Here is a 23,417-nt window from a genome sequence, read left to right on the forward strand (position 1 = left end):
CTGATGTCCTTTCAAATTTTACTGAATGTGTTCCTGGCGGTTATCTGGATGTTTTTAAAAAATGAATTTAACGGGAGCACCTTTATCATCGGCTATGTATTAGGGCTCGGTATCATGTTTGTCTTCCGTCATTTTTTCACTGAGCGTTTTTACCTGAATCGGGTGAAAGCTGTCATTCAATTAACCCTGATTTTCGCCAGGGAGCTCATATTATCAAACGTTAGCGTCCTTAAGGTCGTGCTTAAGCCCAAACTGGATATGAGGCCTGGCATATTTGCATTCGAGACCGTGCTTACAAAAGATTGGGAAATTACGATACTATCAAATTTAATTACACTGACCCCCGGAACACTTGTCGTTGAAGTTTCTGAAGATAATCGAATTCTTTATATTCATGCGATGGATATCGCCGACAAAGAAGAAGCCGTAGACAGCATTAAAAATACATTTGAAAAAGCGATTATGGAGGTGAGCAAATAATGTTTGATCTTTTACTTAAAATCGCGTTGCTCGGTGCCTCCCTTTCCATGATTGGTTTTTTATATCGTTTAATTAAAGGACCATCCGTGCCAGACCGGGTCGTTGCACTTGATGCGATGGGTATAAACCTTATTGCAATCGTAGCGCTTGCCTCCATCGTTATGGATACAAGCGCTTATCTTGAAGCCATTCTGCTGCTCGGAATCCTATCATTTATCGGAACGGTCGCTTTCGCTAAATTCCTTGAGAAAGGGGAGATTATCGAAAATGATCGAGATCGTTGAAATCCTATCAGCTGGATTCATTTTAATTGGGGTATTTCTCTTTTTAGTCTCAGCTTTCGGTGTAATCCGACTGCCTGATGTCTATACAAGAAATCATGCTGCATCCAAAAGTTCAACACTCGGAATCATGTTCATCCTAATCGGCACATTGTTATATTTTTATTATAAGCATAGCCACTTCGATTTCCGTGTCGTGCTTGCAATTTTCTTTATCTTCATGACAAGCCCCGTAGCCGGACATTTAATCAACCGCTCCGCTTACCATTCCGGCGTTAAAATGTGGGATAAAAGTGTCCAGGATGATTTGAAGAAAAGCCGATGATTCGGTATATCCATACCAAAAGAGCTGCCCTGTTGAAAGGGGCAGCTCTTTTGTATGTCTTAATCCTTTAAAAATACTTGATCTCCCAAACTGATTTCACCAGTTCGAATTACCGAGGCATACACGCCAAAATGATTTTTTCTTTCTTTGACTACTGTTTTTAAAAGAGATGGATCTCTTTTTGAATTGGTTGGATCGACTGTTATTATCATACAACGCTCACAATGCCTTTTAATTTCCAATTCAACATGATCTCCGATTTGAAGTCTCTTTCCGAACCACTTCTCTTCTAGAAAGGGTTTTTTGTTCATTAGTGACAGCACCAAATTGTGCCTAAATCTCCTGCCATCTACTTCTTTTCCCCAAAGCTCTGTCAATTTGGCAATCGAGGCGTCGCTCACAAGTAAGATGCTCTCTTCTTCAATAGCTCCCAATGGAATATGTGCCGGTGAATACTCAACGAATGATGCCTCCTGTTTTAACAGCTGATCCATTTCTTCTTGAAAGGCTGTATCTCCCCAGGTTAACACGTTTCCTGAAGGAGTTTTCACTTGAATTTCCGGATAATGGTCCAGAGCTTCCTCTCCAGAAAAAACGGCTTGATAACGGACCATTTCAGGAACTTGAGTAATCGTTAAAAACTTTCCATTCTTATCTTTAAAGGCATGGCTGCGATCTCCATATAATCCATATCCCATAACCTTAGTTTTTTGTACCTGTTCCCCTGTAAACGATTTTACCGGGTGACGGGTTATCTCTTGTACATGACCAACCAGCATAAGAGAAAACTCCTTTCTAAACAATAAAGGCCTACAACATGATTATACTTAACCCAAGCAATGTAGAATCAAGAAAAGGAACTAGATTACAAAAACACTGCGTTATTTCTAAAATCAATTTCATTCATTTTACTCACTTTTTGGTAAATCAATTATAGCTAATGTACAGCGTGAGATGCAGATAAGTTGATCTTGGTTATCCCTGATTTTCACATCCCATACCATTGTTGACTTCCCGCGATGGATTATGTTCCCTTCTGCGATAACATGACCAGAACGCACGCCTCTTACATGATTGGCATTGATTTCAAGACCAACTACCGCTTGTTTCGTACTATCAACAAGCTGTATTCCACCAACGCTTGCGACTGTTTCCGCAAGGGCTACAGATGCTCCTCCATGCAATAAACCAAGCGGCTGCCTTGTTCGTTCATCAACTGGCATCGTCGCAACGACTTTCCCATCACTTATTTCTTTCATTTCAATTCCAAGCGTACCGATCAGTGACTTTTCGATATTAATCTCCATCTCTATACCCCCACATTTTGTTTTTTTATTATCTAGATAATTTTACCTTTTCATTAAGTAATACAACAGAAAAACGCATATAAATTATTATATATAAAAAGGATGACTCACGTTTAATCAAGTCATCCTTCATCCTATATTGATAGTGCGTTACTTTGAAAGAATCTCTTTCAGTTCAAACCAACTTGTCAATCTTGGAATATCCATTTCTCTGTTATAGGAGTTATCCATAGCATATACTTTCGTCGGAATATCCAATAATGTTTCCAAAACTGCCGGTTTATCATCAAAGTAATAATCCAATTCCAATTCGCGAATCGTTTCAATTTTTTCATGATCCCTCATACCGCAGTAAAAATGTTCGTCCTTAACTGGAAAGCCGTTTTCGACCAACCATTTTTTCGTCCGTTCACCATGCTCCGATTTTCTGGCGGTAATGTAGTATATCTCATGTCCTTCGCTTTCAAGCTCCTGTAACGTCTCTACTGCGCCCTCAAAGGCTGGACAGGATGAATAATAGACTTCTTCGGCAAGGGTGTTCCACATCTTTCCTCCTGCCTCTTTATCCAACCCGAAAGCTTCATGGATCTCTAGCGTTTTTAATGCCCTGAATTCCGTTAACTCTACATTCTTATTAAGCTTTTTATTATAGAGATGGAACGCAAACTCCCTCAAATTAATAAGAGTATCGTCTATATCAAAACCAAATTTCATATCCTTCACTCCTCATTCAAACATAAACGGCAAACTGTGATGCGAAGGAAATTTCCTTGTCCACCTGAACGGCCTGTAATTTTTCAATCTCGGCTTTTCTTTTCGGCTCAGCCATTTTCAGACCAAAAAAGCTGGTATCCTGCTGCTTGATGCATTCTTGAATAAGATCAGCTAATATATCTGCATCCTTCATTGCACAATTAAGGCCAAACGCGCCTGTAGGTGTCATCGTATGGGCCGCATCGCCCAATAAAGCAACCCCATCTTTTGTCCACGTTTCACAATAGCTACTGTGAACATCCAATAAAATAAAATCCTGCCAGGAGTGAATATTTTCTCGCACCACACTCTTTAACTCTGGGAAGGCTAATATCAATTTTTCAATAAATGGCTCAAAGGGTTGTTTTCGCAGATGAGGATACGAACCATGTTCAATATTCCACCCGATTTGTATAAAACCTCCTGCCTGAGTGAAGAGAGCAAGCTGGGAATCATTGACCAAAGCCATCTTGATGGAAGGTTTCCATCCCTGTGGAGCAGGAATCTTAGCCCACAGCAAATCATAGCCATGGTTTTTAATAACCACAGGAATTTTCGCTTTCTTTCTAACAGTTGAAAATCTGCCGTCCGCCCCAATAATCAATGAGCTTTCCACTCTAATGTTGTTTTCTTCTTTTCGAGCTTCCACACCGGTAAATTGGCCCATTTCGTTCTGAATTAAGTCAGTCACCCGTGTGTTCATCATCAATTGAAAAGAATCGAGCTTTTCAGCTTCATTCAATATAGCAGTAAGCAGGTGATTCTGAGGGACATGGATGCCAAGGTTATCTTTAGTAACTTCGGGAAAAATCCTCTTAAATACTTGGCCGTCCTGCCAATATTCAATTTGCTCCATTCTAAGCAAGCCAAGCTCTTCCACATCCTCGAATAAGCCGTGCTTTTTAAGAATGCTTTCTCCTTCATCGTTTAAAAACTCACCCCGAAACTCTCTTGCTACTTCTGAATGCCTCTCAAGTAGGATGACTGATATGCCTTGTTTGGCCAATAGGTAGCCTAATAGCGCTCCTCCTGGTCCTGATCCGACAATACATACATCTGATTTAACCACCATGCTTTTTCACCTGTTGTCTATTTTTTATTTAGGATAAGCAATGATACAGATATCCTCTCCAGACATATCCACACTAGAGATGGAAACATCCATTGCTTCATCCATTGTATCTACATTGATTCCGCTAAATGGTGTAAGCGAGTTTCTCCCGCCTAATAGTTTAGGTGCGACATAGATCAAGTACTTATCGATGAGTCCTGCCCTTAGGAATGAGGCGTTTACTTCACTTCCGCCCTCAAGTAAGACATCCGTTATTCCTTTTTTATATAGTTCTTCCATCAGAATTCTCAAATCCAAACCCGCATCTGTTTTTGGAACAATAATGAATTCAATTCCCTTTTCACTTAAGGCAGCAATTTTATCTACAGATGCATTTTCCTGCGTCACAATCACGGTTTTAGCATCCGATACCTGAACAATATTGGCATCTAATGGAACACGGAGTTCACTGTCTAAAATAATTCGTATTGGGTTCTTCCCTCCGCCTTCTGGAAGCCGAGTCGTTAAGGATGGGTTATCAGCCAATACAGTCCCAATACCGATGAGAATAGCATCGACTTCATCACGAAGAAGGTGAACGGAATGGCGAGACTCTTCTCCTGTAATCCACTTAGAATGGCCTGTATGGGTCGCAAGTTTGCCATCGAGCGTCATCGCATATTTAGAAATGACAAATGGACGATTTGTTATCATATTGTGAATAAAACGCTCATTCAGTCTTTGGGCTTCCTTTTCCAAAACTCCGACTTCCACTTCAATTCCTGCATCCCGAAGAATTGAAATTCCTCTTCCCGCAACTTCAGGGTTTGGGTCTTGTGTAGCCACCACAACTCGACGTACACCTGATTCTTTTACTAAATTAGCACACGGAGGTGTCTTTCCATAATGGGAACATGGCTCAAGAGTGACGTAAAGAGTCGCATTTTTCGCATAATCCCCAGCCATTTTAAACGCATGAACCTCCGCATGCGGCTCACCCGCTTTACGATGGATCCCCGTTCCGGCAATGACACCATCTTTAACTATAACTGCCCCAACTACTGGATTCGGATTCGTCTTTCCTTTAGCACTGGCCGCTAAATCAAGCGCCAACTTCATGTAATATTGATCATTATTCATAGCCACAACTCTCCTTACACAATTAAAGTAGGCTTCTTTTGCGGAATATGCCCAGACTTCTTAACCTTTGTATTCAGATAGAAACTATTATCGTCCGTCAAACCGCCCCAAAGTGGGATATGGTCTTTAGCCGCAAGTCCATGCTTTTTAAGAGCATTCAACTTTTTCGGGTTATTCGTAATCAAAGTTACTGGATTCTCACGCAGTTCTCTCAATACCCGAATGGCACCCTCATACGACCGTGTGTCGTCTTCAAATCCTAAAGCTTGATTCGCTTCAACAGTGTCATAACCTTCTTGTTGAAGCAAATATGCCAAGGATTTCGAGAACAAGCCTATCCCTCTTCCTTCATGGTCTGCAAGGTAAAAAATAGCGCCGCAACCATGCTCGGCTATCATCTTCATTGATTGGTGAAGCTGGTATCCGCAATCACAGCGTTTACTGCCAAAGATATCCCCTGTATGACAGATGCTATGCATACGGACTAGTGCATCCTCCGACTTCTGGAAATCACCGTACACCAATACAGAAGATTGCTGACCAAAAGCCAGGTTGGCTTCTGAAAGCGACTCAAGTACTGTTTCCTTGTCGTTCTCAGTTCCATCTAACTGGAGCCATGTATACCATTGAAAAACAGTAGAGAAATCCCCTTGTTCAACTGGAAGATTCACCGGCCCCACAAGGCATAGATCATCTTTCCCTGGAGTTTTAATGATGTTCATTTTATCTATTAAAAGGTCTTTTGTTTGCTTGGTTATATTCATAATAACATCACCTATTTTATAATTTATAGTGAGCCTACCCCTTACTTTAGGTAAGTAAGTATATTACTATACACTATACCTGTCAATGAATGAGTTTACAAATAATAGTGTGTGTTTGTTTCTAATTTTCAAGTAGGTTTTTCTCAAACCGCTATCATATCGGCTATCTATAATACATATTTTAACGTATAAAGAAAACGTGTCTATAGATAGACTCAGGAAAGGAAGGCAAGATTTTGGAGGATTTCCCTTATTTTTTATACGACCCTGACCTTTTTCCGATTTGTGACAAGGCAGAGAATATGTATCGAAAATCCGAAGGACCAATGTTCCGCCCCTTCTCGGCCGCTAATCCAGATCAGTTAGTTAAATCAGCAAAGTTTTCGCAATCTTTACTACTCGATGTAAAAAAAGTCGTGGATACTTTAGCCACATCCATGCCCTTCTCCACCAGGTTAATGACTGCTGCTCAAGAATCAAAAAAGACTGTCGTGATCGATATGATTCGAAAGACAGGCGTCAAAACCGTACCTGACATCATGTATAGCCCTGATGGAATACGCTTTGATTTCCATTCAATAACAGGTGATGAAACGCGTATCATCGTCAGCTTGAAATGGAGGGATATGTAGGTAATGACCATTCTTTTCAAAAAACCGAAGCCCTTTTTTCGGCTTCGGTTCATTAATGTTCATTTGTTTACGATTCGAAAGTTTCAACTAACAGTGCGAGCGTACGTGCCATGACTCCAGTAGCCCCCGCTGTGCATAATTCGGAACTAATCGAGGTCGTGGATGTTCCGGCAATATCCAGATGCACCCATGGAGTTGCTTCGGCAAATTCACCTATAAAGGCACCGCCCATGATTGCATGTCCAGCTCCACCTGGTGAATTATTCAAATCCGCTATTTTACTGTTGCGCACCCGTTCTTTGTCTTTTTCGGTAATTGGCAGACGCCACATCGGCTCTCCCGCTTCCTCTGAGGCTTTAAGGACTTGCTCATAGAATTCCACGTTATTGGTCATTGCACCCGTCATATCCATACCTAGGGCCGTTATAACACCACCAGTTAAGGTTGCAACGTCAACAAGATATTCTGCACCATGATGTTTAGCGTACGTTATAGCATCCGCCAAAACAAGCCGTCCTTCCGCATCAGTATTCAATACCTCAATCGTTTTGCCGCTCATGGCAGTAATCACATCATCCGGCTTAAAGGCATCGCCGCTGATCATGTTATCAGTAGAAGGAATGACAGCTACGACATTTTGATCCGGTCCTAATTCACCTATAATTTCCATTGCACCTAAAACCGCTGCCGCTCCTCCCATATCCGTCTTCATTCCGACGATTCCAGCCTTCGTTTTCAATGAGTAGCCACCAGTATCAAAAGTGATACCTTTTCCCACCAACCCGATAACATCTGTCCATTCTTCTTTGCCTTGATACTTAAGGACAATCATTTTCGGAGGTTCGACCGACCCTTGATTAACTGCAAGAAGGGCACCCATACCTAGCTTGAGCATGTCTTCTTTCTCAAGGATTTCTACTTCAAAACCATAACGTTCACCTAAAGTAGATGAATAGTCAGCTAGATCCTTTGATGTCAACAAATTCCCTGGTGTGTTAACCAATGTTCTGGCTGAATTCGTTGCTCTTCCAAAAATACGGCCAACATGAAGGGCAGCTCCAACTTCTTCGTTATCAAATTCACTATAGACCGTAATTGATTCAATATTTTTTTCAGCCTGATTCGATTTTTGTTTGTAGCCCGCAAACTTATAGGAAGCCAGCTCGAAAGCCTCAGAAAAGGCGTGGGCAGCATCTAGTGCATCCAAGTTTTCAGTCGTAAATGTATCCAAAGCTATCGAAAGCGTCGTAAGTTTTGATTTTGCAATTGTTTTACACGATTTACCCAGAGCTTCACGCAACGTTTCAAGGGTAAGCTCTTTATCTTTGCCCAACCCTACAAAGATCAATCTCTTTACACCTAATTTTCCTAATGTATGTATTTTTACAACTGATTTTTTCTTGAAAGAGATTTCACCTGCCTTCACTAATTCAGTAAGTTGACCGGATAATTTCTCATCGGCTTCTTTTCCTATACCGGCAAATTTTATGGGCCGGTCAAAAACGCCTATAATCAGGCATTCGTCGATTACATCTATATTCAAGGAATTTTTTACTGTAAACATTCTGATACCTCCTCCGTTCGATTATCTTTATTATAACGAAATCTTCCGAAATTTTCGAATAAGGACCAATGTTAATAATAATAAGAGATATAGTTTAGAATACCCACCTTTAGAGAAATAGTATAAGAAAGATCATATTTACTCTTACAAGCAGGTAATCGACAGGATTTGATGGAAAGTATAATAAGGACCAAATCGTCCGATGAAAGAAGCAAGATTACTTATTTACCTTTATATAGATTTCAACGTTATTTTATAATCAGAAAGAAGGCTGATACTTTTGGAATTATTTTTTAACTTCCCTTTAATCGCAGCATTAATTGCCATTTTCTTTGCTCAATTCATTAAAGTACCCATTCATTTTATCGCTTTTCGTAAAGTTGACTGGTCACTTCTTAACTCGACTGGTGGTATGCCAAGCTCTCACTCAGCGGCCGTGTCCGCTCTTACCGTAGCCGTGGGGATAGAAACCGGAATGGACTCCCCGGTCTTTGCCGTTGCTACCATATTCGCCGTCATCACGATGTTTGATGCGACTGGAGTAAGACGGCAGGCAGGAGAACAGGCGGCTGTCTTAAATCAACTCGTAACAGACTTTAATACGTTTGTCGAGCAAGCAAAGAATTGGCAGAAAAAAGCGGAGAAACAGAAACAGCAACAATTAAAGGAACTGCTAGGCCATAAACCTATTGAGGTCTTTTTCGGTGCCTTAACAGGAGTATTCATTGCACTTATTCTTCACTTTTTTATCTTTCAAGGGTAGGTGGTTAACATGAAAATAATCTCTCTTTGCCCAAGCAATACAGAGCTTTGCACATATTTGGGTATTGAAGAACAGCTGATTGCAATTGATGACTATTCAGATTGGCCTGAATCCATTCAGCATCTGCCAAAAGTCGGTCCGGATTTGTCGATAAATATCGAACTCGTAGAATCATTAAAGCCTGATTTGGTGCTGGCTTCACTGAGTGTACCTGGCATGGAAAAAAATATTGAAGGACTAAAGGAAAGAAATCTCCCTTATATTATTTTCAACCCGCAATCGCTTGAAGATATCGCCCAGGACTTGCTGACACTTGGCAAGGCCATTCATGCTAAGGATATAGCAGAGGAACAGGCTGCCAAATTCCGGGCGACTATCTTGCAATATAAAACGGTTGCCGACAAAATCGAAACAAAGCCATCCCTATATTGGGAATGGTGGCCTAATCCCCTATTCAGCCCTGGGGGGGTTAACTGGTTAACGGAGATCAGCCGACTGGCCGGTGGGTATAATCTTTTTGAAGAGATAGATATGGCAAGTATTCAGGTTCCTTCCAAAGAGGTCCAAACAAAGAATCCTGATCATATTTGTTTAGCCTGGGTCGGTGTTCCTTTACGAAAAGTAAAACCTGAGCTGGTCAAGAAACGGGAAGGGTGGGCTGAGATAAAGGCTGTCCGAGATAATAACATTCATATTATGGAGGAACCTTTATTCTGCAGGCCTTCTCCCCGTTTACTAGATGGATTGTCAAAGCTGGCCATGACTCTTCACCCTGAGGCCTACAGCGGCATTAGGTAAGTTAATAAAGCATCTGCTATAACAAAAATTACATCAAAAAAGGCTGACTCCCAAGTTGAGTCAGCCTTTTTTTGAACTCCTGATTTCCGTCGATTGGAATTTTAATAGTCATCTAGTTAGCTTTTAAAAGGCAAAGGAAGAAACCTTTTTGTTTAATGCCTTTTCGGCAATTCTATGCTTAAAAACCTGCCTAACTTTGGTTTCATTCAACTTGTTTAATTGTTCTTCTGATAAATTTCCATTCCCTTTTTGCACAATATATACTTCTAGGGTTTTCTTTCCCCAGTTCTCATACACATCTTGTACCGTTTCGTAGTATAGATCGAGGTGATTTCCTTTAATCGCTCCACCCTTATCTGCTACTACTCCAAACCCATAACCAGGTATCCAAAGGATGGTGCCTAGCGGAAAAATAGTAAGATCAGCAGCGATGGTGGAAAACAAATCCCTCTTCACCTTCACCCCTGAATATGTAATCCCATAAGATGGGCTTTCCGGATACTTTCCTGTCGACTCATACCCTGCTGTATATCCTGTTGCCAAAACCTCATGCTTAGGATATTTAGAGAGCTCGATTGCCTCTTCAATAGTTGCTGGACTATTGCTCATTGAAGCGGAGGCCACTAGTGTTGTGACATGGCTCCCTCTATGTACGGCTTTATATTCGAGACCAATCATTCGATTTTGTCTCATAGCATCCTCTAAAGGGTGAACTTCTGACGATGCTCCAAAAACATGATTTAAGGTTGATTCAATAGCTAAGATAAATAATATGATGATAGCAACGCTCAAAAATAATGTCTTTAAAATCTTCATGTATATTTGTTTCACTCCTCTCACAAGGATATTTGTTCCCTTTCCCTAGTGAAAGTATTCATAAAACATAAAAACAATTTTTTATTTTATATACAAAAAATAAAAAAAGACTGCCGATAAATGACAGTCCTTCATATTTAAAACATTTGATATCCTTTATTTCTTAAAGTCTTAATAACGACTCCAGCTAAAACCGCTCCAAGTAATCCACTTGATAAAATTATAATATCCGCAGTATGCAAGGAAGTAAGGTTAGTCCCAAGCTGCGAAAAAGATATCCCCGGATTTCTGAAATATTCGATTAGCTTAGTTTCATTAACAATGATGATGAAAACTATTGGAAATAAGATGACCATGATCCATGAAGAACGAAAGAGCATATTAAGCAAAAAGCCTATACCAAAAAATAATATAAAAAATAAGAGTATTGAGATAATTAAAACAGGCAATGGCATGTTATTCTAGACCCTCCTTTAAAGCAACACTTTTAGTTTACTGAAAACATAATTGGTACGTCAACGACTTAATACCAAATAATACCGAACAAACGATAATTAACCAAATCACATAAATAATTTATACGATGTATACCCAAATTGATTTCCCGGGTTTAACCCGTCCAGCATCGTCTGCATTCTTTCCTTTTTAAAGGCTAATAGTTGTTCTAATAATAAAGATTGCTTGCCTTCCTGTATGAGTAAATCAGGATCATAAAATTTAGCTTCATACAATTCATCCAATTGAGCGGTCACTTCAAAACTAAGCGGCTTAAGTAAAAACACTAACATATTATCACTTATTTCCCCTTTAATGACCCCGCTTCTTACTCCTACCATGCCTTCGATTTCTGTATGAATGCCTGTCTCCTCTAACACTTCTCTTATGACAGCTTCATCAACTGTTTCATCATTTTTGACAAAACCGGCAGGAAGAGACCACTGCCCCTTCAACCCGCCGTAACGTTTGTTGACGACCAGCCATTCACCCGTATCGGATATCACAAGACCAGACACAGCCAGCCAAACATTTTTGCACCGTTCCACCAAATCCCACTTCCCTCTATTTAATTTCAACTATTAGTAGTGTAAACCCATTTTTCCCATAAAACCACAGAGAAAGTACAATAGTGAGACAGATACTATCCGTTCATTCAAGGGTTTGACATAATCAATTTATTAGCATCTATTTGGGATGAATTCAATAATATGTCTGTAACGTACAAAACTTTATCAATCTATTCTATACCAATACTTATTTTTCATTGTGTTCCACATCTGAATGGCACATACTCCTCATCTCTCACAAAGTGAGTATCATTATTTCTAGAACACATACTTGCTAAAGATTGAGATGTTTCCGTATAATAAAAAAAAAGCCATTCAGGGAAAATCCCCAAACGGCTTTCGGAATATATTTTAAAATTAAAGGACGTTGAATTTACCCTTTTTAGCAACTAGGGAGGCTCCACCAATCATTAATAACGCTCTATTATCAACCATTTTCTTCATAAATGAAGCGGTTTTTCCTGTAACTTTCTTGCCGAATACAACGCCAATCGCATTGTCATCACCAAGTGAACATACAGTTCCTTTGTTTTCGAATGTGAAAGTCTCAAGGTCACTTTGGTTACGTACTAATTTAGTGAGGTTTTTCGCAATAACTTCACCTTGTTGCATAGCGATCTGTGCAGTAGGAGGATATGGACGATTAATTTCTTCGTTGATGATTAATGCACAGTCACCTACAATGAAGATATCGTCATGACCTGGTGCACGCATATCAAGGTTTACTTTAATACGTCCGCGCATTGCTTCAAAGCCAGAAGCTTCAATAACTGAGCTACCACGTACGCCAGCTGCCCATACTACAGTTCCTGCTTTGATTTCTTCTACTTCATCTTCGCCTTTTGCAACGATAATACCTTCAGGAGTAGCACCTTTAATCGGAGTACCGATTTTGAATTCCACACCTTTTTTCTCAAGGTAAGACACAGCATAGTCCACTAATTCTGGATCGAAACCTGGAAGAACAGCTGGTGCTGCTTCTACACAGTACATACGAACTTTTTGGAAATCGATATCGTATTCTTTACAAAGTTCAGGGACACGGTTAGCTAATTCTCCAAGGAATTCGATACCCGTAAATCCTGCTCCACCAACAACGATTGTCAAGCGATCTTCATTTTTCTCAACTTCTGAGCTGTAAGTAGCAAATTGCAATTGAATATGATCACGGATTTTACGTGCAGTGTTTATGTTAGAGATAGAGAAAGCATATTCTTTTAACCCTTGAATTCCGAAAGTTTCAGATTCTGGTCCAAGTCCTACCACAAGGAAATCATAAGAAACTTCGCCGTTTTCAAGAATAACTTTTTTATCTTCTGTTTTAACTTCTAAAACAGAGTCTTGGATGAATTTAACTTTACTGCTGTTGATTACACTTTTGATTGGGTAACGCACACGATCGTGGTGAAGAGTTCCAGCGGATGCTTCATGTAGCCAGGTTGTTTCATAGTGGTAATCATTTTTGTTAACTAATACGATTTCTGCTTCATTTTGACCTAATGCTTTTTGTAAACGAGTAACGGTCATCAATCCACCATAACCTGCTCCTAAAACAACGATAGTTGGCTTTTTCAAAAGTATTCGTCCACCTTTACGATATTTTCTTGTGATGCTTCCCATAACTAAAATCTATTGACTATCTTATAATTTCCATTATAAAAAGCACTCTTATACATTTGTGACTTATTTCACGTACTATTTCAAAATTGTCATAAAAAGTTCATAAAAATTTTACAAAATGATGTCTAAGTAAATATTAGTCGTTTTCCTAACCTTTTTCAAGTAACAATCTGAATTTTTTCTTAATTAAAATACAGATAAAAAATGACACTAATTACTTAGTGGTTATGCAGTATTTTACTACTCTTTTTATAGAAGAAAGAGCACTTTTACCTACTTGACATAGGATAGCGAAGTACATTCTCATTCTAATTTATTTAGCATGCCTCTCTTATTGTCGAAACTTTCTAAATTTTTGAATCTTTCTCCGTTTTTTAAAACTTTATCTATGGTAAAATAAGAGAATAAATTTTAGCAAACCTAGTATATCGGAGGGATAACGTTGGAAGTTAATGAAAAAGTTTATGATATTACCATCATTGGCGGAGGCCCAGTCGGACTCTTTACTGCATTTTATGGTGGCATGAGACAAGCATCCGTGAAAATCATTGAGAGTCTCCCACAATTAGGCGGGCAATTATCAGCCCTTTATCCTGAGAAATACATTTATGATATCGCAGGTTTCCCTAAAGTACGCGCTCAGGAATTAGTCAATAATTTGAAAGAGCAAATGGCAAAATTTGAACAAACTGTAGTCTTAGAACAATCCGTTAAAAGAGTAGAAAAGCAAGTCGATGGCGTATTCAAGCTAACGACTGATAAAGAAATTCATTATTCTAAAACCATTATTATTACAGCTGGGAATGGAGCATTCCAACCGCGCCGCATCGAAATTGAAGATGCAAAAAAATACGAGAGCAACAACCTGCACTATTTCATCGATGACCTTAATCATTTTGAAGGCAAAAAAGTGGTGGTCTTCGGAGGCGGGGATTCAGCAGTCGACTGGGCACTAATGCTTGAGCCTATCGCTGAGAAGGTAAGTATCGTTCACAGAAGAGATAAGTTCCGTGCCCACGAACATAGTGTAGAAAATCTTAAAAATTCAAAAGTTGAAATAAAAACCCCTTACATACCTGCAGAATTGATTGGTATTGAAAATCAAATCCATACAGTGGTCCTTAAGGATACAAATGGTGAAGATACTGAAACTTTAGAAGTAGATGCAGTTATTGTCAACTACGGTTTCGTTTCTTCTCTGGGTCCCATTAAAGAATGGGGACTTGATATTCAGAAAAATAGCATCTTAGTGAACTCCAGAATGGAAACAAACATCCCCGGAATTTATGCTGCAGGAGATATTGCAACCTATGACGGCAAAGTCAAATTAATTGCAAGTGGTTTTGGCGAGGCTCCAACCGCTGTTAATCACGCTAAGCAATATATTGATCCAAAAGCAAAAGTCCAGCCTATGCACAGCTCCTCTATGTTTTAATAAACGAACTTTCAATACAACGCATGAACCGGCATAATCAAAGCCGGTTTTTTTATTGTCCCCATTTTCCGACTGTGGATAACTATTTTTTTGATGAATTATCCACAGTATTAACCTTGTTTTATAACGGGTAGAGAATATTAGTAAAACAGAATAAATAATGTACATATGAATATTTTAATTGCAGGAGCTGATGGAACAACTGGAAAGCATATATTATTGAAGAATTTTCAAAAAATCCACAACTTACAGTGTATGGCATGATCCGGAAAGAAGAACAAGCTCGGACACCCTATACTTGCAGATTTAGGGGGTATTGTGGATAAAGCAGTGGATAACATGAAAGCGATCATATTTTCAGCCGGACCCAGACCAAAAACAGGACCCGATAAAACGAAAGCTGTGGATAAGAATAGGGCAATTAAACTAATTGATGCTGCTAAGATGAACGGTATCGATCGTTTTGTAATGATAAGCTCTGATGGTTCTGATAATCCACAACAAGCTCAAGAAACACTTCGCCACTATCTCGAAGCAAAACATGATGCGGATGAACATTTAAAAGCAAGTGGAATGAATTACACCATTGTCCGTCAGTAGCATTGACCAATGACAAAGCTGTGGGCAAAATCACAGCTGAGGAAAAAGTCGACCATCCCCACAAATCAATTCCAAGAGCCGACGTTGCTACATTTCTTGCTCACTCTGTCACATAGGAAAAAACATTTGAGATTTCCAGCGGCAACCTTCCAATCAAGGAAGCTCTGCACAATATATAAAGTATCGCTTAATTAATAAGCATTAAAAAGGTGAGCACTTTAAAAAGTGCTCACCTTTTTTCAACAATCAAGATTTCTTAGCAATTCTCTGGTGTACCAGCGTTCTTTGCTGTTTTGAAAGAAGACCCACAACCGCATGACGCGATAGCATTTGGGTTTTCAATTGTAAACCCTCCGCCCATCATCGTTTGTTTATAATCAATCACTGTTCCATTCAATATATCTGCATCCCCGTTATCCACAAGGATCTTAATTTCAAACTGTTCCAGCTGGTCATCTTTCTCTCCGGGCTCTTGTTCGAAGCCCATTCCGTAGGATAATCCACTGCAGCCTCCGCCTTTAACAGCCACTCTTAAAAAGGAACCTTCTTCACCATTTTGCTTCATCATTTCTTTTATCTGAAAAGCAGCAGCTTCCGTTATTTGAACAACTTCACTCACAATAAATCCCTCCTTCTTCTGATATGTGAGATAGACTATTTCTCCTTATAGTATATACCAAAGAATTTCACCCGCTCAATTTTCCAGCTCGAAAAAATTAATCTTCCATCTCCTATTGTACCAACATTTTATAAAAATTAGGTTATAATAAGGTATGTAGGTATAATGAACCAAGTGAATAGTCTTACTCTTAAAAAGGGGGAATCTTTATCGAAGATTTAAGGCCTCTTATGACAAAAGCATGGAATGTCTTCTGTGCCTGTTTTATAACAATCAAAAAGACTACCCCAAAAGGAATAGCCTTTTTGATTGTTATTGATGATTAAAACATTTGATACTCATCAATAAACTTATATATTTTTTCTACCAGTTCATCCGTTGTATCCCCAAAAATTACTTCACCATTTACAAGTGCGTATAAGTTACTGGAACATCTACCACAATGACCCAGACAACCATATTCAATAATATCTAAATTAGGATCGCGTTCTAATCTTTCCAAGGCCTCTTGAGCACCACTGGCTAGATTGCTTACACAAAATTCAATAATCGGATACATTGTTTCACCTCATCGTTATTAACAATTCATCTTATTACATCTTCCATATACAGTCAATATTTACGCACAAAAAATAAGCCGATTTTAAGATACCAGTTGTGATTTCCCTTTATATTCGTTATACTTTTGTCGGGGTATGTAAAACAAGAAAATCATTTATTTATTTTTATTCTTATTAAATTGGGGCATATATATTTAATTAAATTTTAAAGGGATTCATTTGGGGGAATCCTATAGTAGGACATTTACTTTTACAAGTGAAATAATTAACAAATTTTTCAAGAGATCAAATAAAGGGGAAAAAAACATATGAAGAATTTAGTCATACTTGGTGGTGGCTATGGTGGTATGCGCATGTTGCAAAGATTGCTGCCTAATCAGCTTCCTGAAAATGTGAGCATCACGCTTATCGACCGTAATCCTTATCACTGCTTAAAAACGGAATATTATGCTTTAGCAGCAGGTACCATTCCTGATCAGCACATCCGTGTTGCATTTCCAGAACATCCTCGCTTGAAGAACGTATACGGAGAAGTACTTTCCATCGATATGGAAAATAAACAAGTTATTTTAGAAAATCAAGAGCCTGTTGTTTATGATGATTTAGTTATTGGCCTTGGCTGCGAAGATAAATACCACAATATTCCTGGTGCAGACACACATACTTATAGTATCCAAACCATTGATAAATCACGTCGCACATATTCAGCATTGAATAATTTAGGTGCTGGTGCAACTGTATCAATAATTGGTGGAGGACTTAGCGGTGTTGAGTTAGCCAGCGAATTGATTGAGAGTCGTTCTGATTTAAATGTTAAGCTATTTGACCGTGGACCACATATTCTATCTGCATTCCCAGAAAGATTAAGTACCTTTGTCGAATCTTGGTTTGATAAACATACAATTGATATTATTCATCATTCTAATATAACCAAAGTTGAACCAAACCTTCTTTATAATGGCGATGAAGCCGTTCAAAGTGACGTCATCGTCTGGACAGCTGGCATTCAACCAAGTAAAATAATCCGCGATATGGATATTGAAAAAGACGGTCAAGGTAGAGCAGTTCTGACGCCTCAGCATTTCCTTCCATCTAATGATAGCATCTTTGTAGTCGGCGACTGTGCTAGCCTGCCGCATGCACCAAGTGCCCAATTAGCGGAATCACAAGCTGAACAAATCGTCCAAGTCCTTGTAAAAAAATGGGCAAATGAACCACTTCCAGAAAGCTTCCCTACTATGAAATTAAAAGGGACATTGGGTTCTCTTGGGAAGAAACAAGGTTTCGGTCTTGTTGCAAATCGTCCTATTACCGGAAGAGTAGCACGCCTGATGAAATCAGGAATTCTATGGATGTATAAATACCATAACGGTTGATTCAAGATTTCATAAACTGACCCAAGAAGTTGCGACAAGCTTCCAAACGGGTCAGTTTTTTTATTTTCCTTCCATTATATATCACTTAAACTTTATATCCGTATTTCCCCATCACTTCTACCACTTTTTTAAGGCGCACATTTCCTTCTGCAACGATTTCATCCTCAATGATGACAAGCGGATAAAATAAATCTTCTTCAATCATCTTTGCTACAAAGCTTTTTTGCTTAATATTTTCTGGAGGATTAAACATATCGATATATGAAATTTTAAAGTTCTGCTCAGGAAACTTTCTCGTTAAAGCAGCTTCTAGCCACTCACACGTATCTTTCGAAGAGGGAAGATTTACACAACTTGCACAAATCTGTTCCGCCCCATATACTTCTATCTCAATTTCTTTCATTACCATACTCTTCCTCCTTTATTTTAGTTTTTTAGCTTCATTTCGATAACTTTTTAAAACCATTCACCTGTTCCTAGCTTACTTGAATAAGATAGATTTTTTTTCCGCAAGCTACAGTTGGATTTTTTACTATCTTCGCATTATAATATGATTAGGAAAGGAGTCGATTGCAATGTCTGACCAAACAATGGAAGCCCAAGTTCAAGATGTTCTAGATAAGCTTCGTCCGTTTCTTCTTCGTGATGGCGGTGACTGTGAACTAGTTGACGTAGAAGATGGAATTGTAAAATTACGATTACTAGGAGCTTGCGGAAGCTGTCCAAGTTCGACCATTACGCTAAAAGCTGGGATTGAGCGTGCTCTTCTTGAAGAAGTTCCCGGCGTAGTGGAAGTAGAACAAGTTTTCTAATAGCCTTTATAATAACGTATAACGTATATTAGCTAGAGTATCACTTCAGCTAATATACGTTCAACCATTTTAGATACACACAGCCAAGAACCTTTTTGCCTGTTATAGAAATAAAGCTGACTCCTCTTTCAGTCCTATCAATTGAATTGATACGGCTTTTAAGGGGTCAGCTTTTTTTATAATTACAGAGTAAGTATATGAAGCAGGTATGGCTCACGATTTAATAAAGTTCAATTCCTTCTTTTCTTCCTCTGATAAGATCGCTGTATGGCTGCCATCGTTATCAATTTGCAACTCTTTCACTTGAAAGTCCGGAAAGATTTCTGTCAAACTTGAAATCACATTGCCTGCTTTTTCGGCAGATACCAAGCACAGAACAGTGGGACCTGCACCACTTAGTGCAGTACCATACGCACCTTCATTAAGGACAACCTCTTCTATTTGTGCTAAATGAGGCACTAGCTCAGCCCTATATGGTTGATGAAAACGATCATTTTGCATCATTTTACCGACAAGATTCCAATCATTCGACAAGATTCCAGCAAGCAAAACATTGGCTGCCGCACTTCCGTTTATCGCTTCTTTATAGGGAAGCGAATTTGGAAGGACATTTCTTGAATCCTCTGTAAGCAATTCAAAATTAGGAATGACTGCAATTACCTTAACGCCCTCAATTGGAAACGAAAGGACATCTGTTCTTTCCTCTGTATGCAATCCTACAACCAATCCACCGTAAACAGAGGCCCCTGCATTATCAGGGTGCCCTTCAAAGAGAGAGGCATGTCTATTCTTTTCCTCATCGGATAAATGGAGTTCACCTACCAGGTTTGCTAATTCAATACCTGCTACAATGGCAGATGCACTGCTTCCGAGGCCCCTGGCAAGTGGGATTTCACTTGAAACATAAAGGCGACATGGGGAAAGTTCTTTTCCATAAGAAGCTGCCGTTTTCTTGGCAATTTGAACAATATAATTACTATCATCCCCAGGGAAAACAGACATTTCCTCAGACAGCGGGATGACTTCCCAATGGTCTGATAAAGATCCGTGTACTTCTAAGTAAAGTCCTAGGGCCAGGCCGATTGAATCGAACCCTGGTCCTAAATTGGCCGTACTCGCTGGTACACGGATCAAGAACATCTCAGAATCTGCACTCATGCCTGTTTCACACCTTGCAGATGTTCTAAAATAATCTCTTCATCCATTGGCAGCAACGTTGGTTGAATTGTACTTGTATCAACTGCCACATTCGGATCTTTCAAGCCATTCCCTGTTAGCACCGCTACAATCTTGCTTCCCTTTTTAATTTCACCGCTTTTTAATTGTTTATAAATACCTGCAATAGATGCACATGATGCTGGTTCAGCAAATACTCCTTCTTTTTTCGCAAGGAAATGATAAGCTTCCAGTATTTCTTCGTCGGTCACCTCATCAATTTTACCGTTAGATTCGCTTGCTGCTTCCACAGCGAATTTCCAGCTTGCCGGGTTACCAATACGGATAGCTGTTGCAATTGTTTCAGGATTTTCAATGATAGTGTCCCGAACAATCGCAGCGGCGCCTTCCGCCTCGAACCCTCTCATTTCAGGGAGACCCGTTTGTTTCGTCTCATTATATTCTTTAAACCCTTTCCAGTAAGCAGTAATATTCCCTGCATTTCCAACTGGAAGCGCCAAAATATCAGGTGCCGTGCCTAGGGCGTCACAGATTTCGAACGCGGCCGTCTTCTGGCCTTCAATCCTAAATGGGTTTACCGAGTTCACAAGAGTAATTGGTGAACTCTCACTAAGTGAACGAACGATATTTAATGCTTGGTCAAAATTCCCTTCAATCGAGATAATCTCAGCTCCGTACATAACAGCTTGAGCAAGCTTACCCATTGCAATTTTTCCCTCTGGAATAACGACGATACAGCGTAGGTTAGCACGCGCTGCATAAGCTGCTGCAGCTGCTGATGTATTCCCAGTAGACGCACAGATGATTGTGTCACTGCCCGCCTCGATTGCTTTGGCAACAGCCATGACCATTCCGCGGTCTTTAAACGAACCCGTCGGATTCGCTCCTTCATATTTTACATGCAGGTCGATTCCCCACTCTTCAGATAAACGGTTTAGTTTAATTAAAGGTGTGTTTCCTTCTAATAGGGAAAGTGCAGGTGTATTTTCATTTACAGGTAAAAATTCTTTATATTCACTAATTAGTCCTTGCCAGCTCATTTGATGTTCTCTCCTTCAACTCGGTATGTGCTTTTGACTTCTCTTACCATATTGTAATCATGTAATTTCTGCTTTATTTGTTCAAATGCTGCCAAAGAGGCTGTATGTGTAACCAGTACGATTTCGGAAGATTCTTTTTCATCCAGCGGCAGTTGAAGGATTTTGTCGAATCCAACCCCATGCTCTGCAAATAAATTTGTGATTCTAGCTAAAACGCCCACTTCATCCTGTACATGCAACCGGATAAAGAACTTAGCAAAAATCTCAGTAGCATCTTTTAATTGTTTCGGGTACTGCGGTGAAACAGCACTTCGCCCATTTACACCTAGTCTCATATTCTTGATGACCGTTACCATATCTGAAACAACAGCAGTCGCGGTCGGCAGACTACCAGCCCCTGGTCCGTAAAACATAGTTTCTCCTACAGCTTCCCCATAAACATATACCGCATTATATTCATTATTTACCGATGCTAATGGATGTGCTTCCGGAAGCAAGGCTGGTTGGACGCTTACTTCAACCCTATCTCCAGCTCTAGAAGCCACTCCAATCAATTTCATTGTATAGCCCAGCTTTTTACTGTATCTCAAATCCTCTTCAGAAATCTCAGTAATCCCCTGTACCTCAACATCATGTAAGCCAATATTCATTGAGAAACCAAGAGTCGATAGAATCGCCATTTTTCGGGCCGCATCCAATCCCCCTACATCAGCTGTTGGATCAGATTCTGCAAATCCTAGCTCTTGTGCTTCCTTTAATACGTCTTCATAGGCTCTGCCTTCTTTGCTCATTTTCGTTAAAATGAAGTTCGTCGTTCCATTGACAATTCCCATCATTTTTGTGATTCGGTCAGAAGATAATCCATCAACAAGACCTCGCAAAATCGGTATTCCCCCTGCAACACTTGCTTCATAGAACAAATCACACTGATTCTCAGTGGCCAATTCCAGCAGTTCCGGACCATATAAGGCCATCAGATCTTTATTAGCCGTTACGATATGCTTTTTATTGTTCAACGCTTCTATTAAATAGCTGCGTGTTTCTTCAATTCCGCCCATAACTTCAATAACTACATCAATCTCAGGATTCGAAAGAATATCCTCTGGATTGGAAGTTAACATACTTTTATCAATATCAACAAGGCGCTCCTTCGTCGTATCCTTGACAAGTATCTTATTAATTGATATTGAACAACCTACTTGATGCATGAGCTTGTCCTGATGACTTTCGATAATTTGTACGACTCCTGATCCGACTGTACCTAACCCCAATAATCCGATCGAGATGGTTTTCATATTTGGTTCCCCCTTAAGAACTGTTTACCTGAAGAAAACATTTGTATTTGTATAGTAGACATTATATGTTTTTTTTATTTAATTATCAATAGTTAGAAAATACAGTCTTCAAGACTTTTTTCTTCTATCCCTTGAAAGAGTAAGATCGAATACCCCTAAATTTTTTATGGGAGAACCATTTTGATGGATATTACTTAACGGATTTCAAGGATTCATTCGTCCCCATAATTATATGTGGGTTTTGCTCGGGATCCATCCATTTCAACAAACTTAGTACATTCTTTTCAGCAGTAGCCGTGCATCCAGCTGTCGGCTTAGTTTCTCCTCTCCATATATGAAGAAAGATTGCACTGCCTTTTCCTTTTTTGATGGGATTCATATTATAATTGATGACCGCTCCATATTTATAGAGTTCATGGTTCATCCTTTCAAAAGACTTCCATTTATCAGCAGGATTTCCCGTGTAAGTCTTCCACATGTTATAATCCTTCGAGGTCTGATCATCAATCCAGTAATCATTTTTGGTTGTTTTCTTATATTTCATTTTCATATTTGCCGGCTTCGTTTCACTTCCAAAAGCCGTACCAAATGAATATATTCCAATAGGTGATTTTCCGTCGCCCTCTTTTTTACTCATAGTAAAGCCGTTCTTCCCAATGACGCCCTCCATCTTCTTTAACGCGCGTCTCCATTCGCCTTTTTTCTTCTCATATGTTTGAATTGTCACCTTCGTATCACTCATAGATTTTCCTGTGACAGCTACAACTTGGTTAACATTCTTTCTCGTATCAAATTTCTTCAGAATGGCTTTTTCACTGGAACTGAATACCTCTTTGGCATCTGTCATACTGATATATGCGGTCTTTTTTGAATAGCAAACCTTATACCAGTTTCCAGTTCTCCCACTGACTGATAACTCTTTATTTTTCATATATGTTTTTAAGGTTTTACTGCCAGCCGACGCCTTTTCTTTCAAATCAGTTGTGCTTTTAATGACAATCTTGAATTGCGTTGCTTCACAACTTGTTTTCGTTTCAGCCTTGGCAGGTATCGATGCTTGGAAGACTAGTAGGAATAAAAGGGTAGCCATCATAATTCTTTTCATGGATTCATCCTTCCTCATCTTGAAGTAAAGTAAAAAAATAT

28 protein-coding genes are annotated in these 23,417 nt (G+C 39.4%); 10 read left to right on the plus strand and 18 right to left on the minus strand.

Annotated features, from left to right (window positions below; translation table 11 throughout):
* The first annotated feature begins 3 nt into the window (after positions 1–3).
* The 3 genes from NST21_RS25560 to mnhG are packed head-to-tail and all read left to right on the plus strand — an operon-like array spanning position 4 to position 1,086.
* Entirely contained in the window at positions 4–480 is a 477-nt protein-coding gene (locus NST21_RS25560) for a Na+/H+ antiporter subunit E (protein ID WP_053348734.1), read from the plus strand.
* Between the two features lie 47 nt (positions 481–527).
* Complete coding sequence (locus NST21_RS25565) at positions 528–764, plus strand: Na(+)/H(+) antiporter subunit F1 (protein ID WP_379168183.1); 237 nt, start codon at positions 528–530, stop codon at positions 762–764.
* Positions 748–1,086: a monovalent cation/H(+) antiporter subunit G gene (gene mnhG / locus NST21_RS25570; protein WP_057215271.1), complete on the plus strand. Its 339-nt coding sequence runs from the start codon at positions 748–750 to the stop codon at positions 1,084–1,086. The genes NST21_RS25565 and mnhG overlap by 17 nt, the downstream gene beginning before the upstream one ends.
* Positions 1,087–1,145: 59 nt before the next feature.
* Here the strand turns inward: mnhG and NST21_RS25575 are convergent, their stop codons facing one another.
* From NST21_RS25575 to NST21_RS25600, 6 genes are all read right to left on the minus strand, one after another.
* Complete coding sequence (locus NST21_RS25575) at positions 1,146–1,865, minus strand: MOSC domain-containing protein (RefSeq protein ID WP_340892034.1); 720 nt, start codon at positions 1,863–1,865, stop codon at positions 1,146–1,148.
* A 129-nt stretch (positions 1,866–1,994) separates the two neighbouring features.
* Positions 1,995–2,393 carry a hotdog fold thioesterase gene (locus NST21_RS25580; RefSeq protein WP_056524770.1) on the minus strand — a complete coding sequence of 133 codons (399 nt, stop codon included), beginning with the start codon at positions 2,391–2,393 and terminating at the stop codon, positions 1,995–1,997.
* Positions 2,394–2,543: 150 nt separating this feature from the next.
* Positions 2,544–3,107, minus strand: coding sequence for a 5' nucleotidase, NT5C type (locus NST21_RS25585; protein WP_340892036.1), 564 nt, complete (start codon positions 3,105–3,107; stop codon positions 2,544–2,546).
* 16 nt (positions 3,108–3,123) lie between these two features.
* Entirely contained in the window at positions 3,124–4,218 is a 1,095-nt protein-coding gene (locus tag NST21_RS25590; RefSeq protein WP_340892039.1) for an FAD-dependent monooxygenase, read from the minus strand.
* A 24-nt stretch (positions 4,219–4,242) separates the two neighbouring features.
* Complete coding sequence (gene ribD / locus NST21_RS25595) at positions 4,243–5,337, minus strand: bifunctional diaminohydroxyphosphoribosylaminopyrimidine deaminase/5-amino-6-(5-phosphoribosylamino)uracil reductase RibD (protein ID WP_340892040.1); 1,095 nt, start codon at positions 5,335–5,337, stop codon at positions 4,243–4,245.
* 14 nt (positions 5,338–5,351) lie between these two features.
* Positions 5,352–6,101, minus strand: a complete 750-nt coding sequence (locus NST21_RS25600; RefSeq protein ID WP_201187186.1) for a GTP cyclohydrolase II — start codon at positions 6,099–6,101, stop codon at positions 5,352–5,354.
* A gap of 302 nt (positions 6,102–6,403) precedes the next feature.
* On the opposite strand from NST21_RS25600, the gene NST21_RS25605 reads away from it, so the two are divergent.
* On the plus strand, positions 6,404–6,733 hold the full coding sequence (locus NST21_RS25605) for a hypothetical protein (protein WP_340892042.1): 330 nt from the start codon (positions 6,404–6,406) through the stop codon (positions 6,731–6,733).
* Positions 6,734–6,800: 67 nt separating this feature from the next.
* On the opposite strand, the gene NST21_RS25610 is transcribed toward NST21_RS25605, so the two are convergent.
* Positions 6,801–8,297 carry a leucyl aminopeptidase gene (locus tag NST21_RS25610; protein WP_340892043.1) on the minus strand — a complete coding sequence of 499 codons (1,497 nt, stop codon included), beginning with the start codon at positions 8,295–8,297 and terminating at the stop codon, positions 6,801–6,803.
* Positions 8,298–8,577: 280 nt separating this feature from the next.
* On the opposite strand from NST21_RS25610, the gene NST21_RS25615 reads away from it, so the two are divergent.
* Positions 8,578–9,060, plus strand: coding sequence for a divergent PAP2 family protein (locus NST21_RS25615; protein WP_053348723.1), 483 nt, complete (start codon positions 8,578–8,580; stop codon positions 9,058–9,060).
* A gap of 9 nt (positions 9,061–9,069) precedes the next feature.
* Entirely contained in the window at positions 9,070–9,858 is a 789-nt protein-coding gene (locus tag NST21_RS25620; protein ID WP_340892044.1) for a cobalamin-binding protein, read from the plus strand.
* Positions 9,859–9,981: 123 nt separating this feature from the next.
* Here the strand turns inward: NST21_RS25620 and NST21_RS25625 are convergent, their stop codons facing one another.
* The 4 genes from NST21_RS25625 to NST21_RS25640 all read right to left on the minus strand — a co-directional run bounded on the left by NST21_RS25625 (position 9,982) and on the right by NST21_RS25640 (position 13,313).
* Complete coding sequence (locus NST21_RS25625; protein WP_340892046.1) at positions 9,982–10,674, minus strand: 3D domain-containing protein; 693 nt, start codon at positions 10,672–10,674, stop codon at positions 9,982–9,984.
* A gap of 137 nt (positions 10,675–10,811) precedes the next feature.
* Entirely contained in the window at positions 10,812–11,129 is a 318-nt protein-coding gene (locus NST21_RS25630) for a YuiB family protein (protein ID WP_056524740.1), read from the minus strand.
* Positions 11,130–11,237: 108 nt separating this feature from the next.
* On the minus strand, positions 11,238–11,717 hold the full coding sequence (locus NST21_RS25635; RefSeq protein ID WP_176527503.1) for an NUDIX domain-containing protein: 480 nt from the start codon (positions 11,715–11,717) through the stop codon (positions 11,238–11,240).
* Positions 11,718–12,095: 378 nt separating this feature from the next.
* Complete coding sequence (locus NST21_RS25640; protein WP_340892047.1) at positions 12,096–13,313, minus strand: NAD(P)/FAD-dependent oxidoreductase; 1,218 nt, start codon at positions 13,311–13,313, stop codon at positions 12,096–12,098.
* A gap of 487 nt (positions 13,314–13,800) precedes the next feature.
* Here NST21_RS25640 and NST21_RS25645 point away from each other — a divergent pair, with 487 nt between their 5' ends.
* Both NST21_RS25645 and NST21_RS25650 read left to right on the plus strand, forming a co-directional pair.
* On the plus strand, positions 13,801–14,793 hold the full coding sequence (locus NST21_RS25645; RefSeq protein ID WP_340892048.1) for an NAD(P)/FAD-dependent oxidoreductase: 993 nt from the start codon (positions 13,801–13,803) through the stop codon (positions 14,791–14,793).
* A gap of 318 nt (positions 14,794–15,111) precedes the next feature.
* The gene (locus NST21_RS25650; protein ID WP_340892049.1) at positions 15,112–15,393 is read left to right on the plus strand and encodes an NAD(P)H-binding protein; all 282 of its coding nucleotides are present in this window, start codon (positions 15,112–15,114) and stop codon (positions 15,391–15,393) included.
* 256 nt (positions 15,394–15,649) lie between these two features.
* Here the strand turns inward: NST21_RS25650 and NST21_RS25655 are convergent, their stop codons facing one another.
* Both NST21_RS25655 and NST21_RS25660 read right to left on the minus strand, forming a co-directional pair.
* Positions 15,650–16,012 carry a HesB/IscA family protein gene (locus tag NST21_RS25655; RefSeq protein WP_328114795.1) on the minus strand — a complete coding sequence of 121 codons (363 nt, stop codon included), beginning with the start codon at positions 16,010–16,012 and terminating at the stop codon, positions 15,650–15,652.
* Between the two features lie 322 nt (positions 16,013–16,334).
* Positions 16,335–16,571 (minus strand): YuzB family protein, encoded by a 237-nt coding sequence (locus NST21_RS25660; RefSeq protein ID WP_053348713.1) that lies wholly within the window; start codon positions 16,569–16,571, stop codon positions 16,335–16,337.
* Between the two features lie 309 nt (positions 16,572–16,880).
* On the opposite strand from NST21_RS25660, the gene NST21_RS25665 reads away from it, so the two are divergent.
* A complete protein-coding gene (locus NST21_RS25665; protein WP_056524719.1) occupies positions 16,881–17,948 on the plus strand; it encodes an NAD(P)/FAD-dependent oxidoreductase in 1,068 nt (355 codons plus the stop codon).
* 85 nt (positions 17,949–18,033) lie between these two features.
* Here the strand turns inward: NST21_RS25665 and NST21_RS25670 are convergent, their stop codons facing one another.
* Positions 18,034–18,357, minus strand: a complete 324-nt coding sequence (locus NST21_RS25670; RefSeq protein WP_340892050.1) for a YuzD family protein — start codon at positions 18,355–18,357, stop codon at positions 18,034–18,036.
* A gap of 166 nt (positions 18,358–18,523) precedes the next feature.
* On the opposite strand from NST21_RS25670, the gene NST21_RS25675 reads away from it, so the two are divergent.
* A complete protein-coding gene (locus NST21_RS25675) occupies positions 18,524–18,760 on the plus strand; it encodes a NifU family protein (protein ID WP_053348710.1) in 237 nt (78 codons plus the stop codon).
* Positions 18,761–18,973: 213 nt separating this feature from the next.
* Here NST21_RS25675 and thrB read toward each other — a convergent pair whose 3' ends face one another.
* From thrB to NST21_RS25695, 4 genes are all read right to left on the minus strand, one after another.
* Positions 18,974–19,918 (minus strand): homoserine kinase, encoded by a 945-nt coding sequence (gene thrB, locus NST21_RS25680; protein WP_340892052.1) that lies wholly within the window; start codon positions 19,916–19,918, stop codon positions 18,974–18,976.
* Complete coding sequence (thrC, locus tag NST21_RS25685; RefSeq protein ID WP_056524710.1) at positions 19,915–20,976, minus strand: threonine synthase; 1,062 nt, start codon at positions 20,974–20,976, stop codon at positions 19,915–19,917. The genes thrB and thrC overlap by 4 nt, the downstream gene beginning before the upstream one ends.
* Positions 20,973–22,271, minus strand: a complete 1,299-nt coding sequence (locus tag NST21_RS25690) for a homoserine dehydrogenase (RefSeq protein ID WP_057215288.1) — start codon at positions 22,269–22,271, stop codon at positions 20,973–20,975. Before NST21_RS25690 ends, thrC begins: the two co-directional genes overlap by 4 nt.
* Positions 22,272–22,461: 190 nt before the next feature.
* Entirely contained in the window at positions 22,462–23,376 is a 915-nt protein-coding gene (locus NST21_RS25695; protein WP_340892053.1) for a L,D-transpeptidase family protein, read from the minus strand.
* Between the last annotated feature and the right edge of the window lie 41 nt (positions 23,377–23,417).

The organism is Peribacillus sp. FSL K6-1552, assembly GCF_038005205.1.
GTDB classification, from domain to species: Bacteria; Bacillota; Bacilli; order Bacillales; family DSM-1321; genus Peribacillus; species Peribacillus butanolivorans.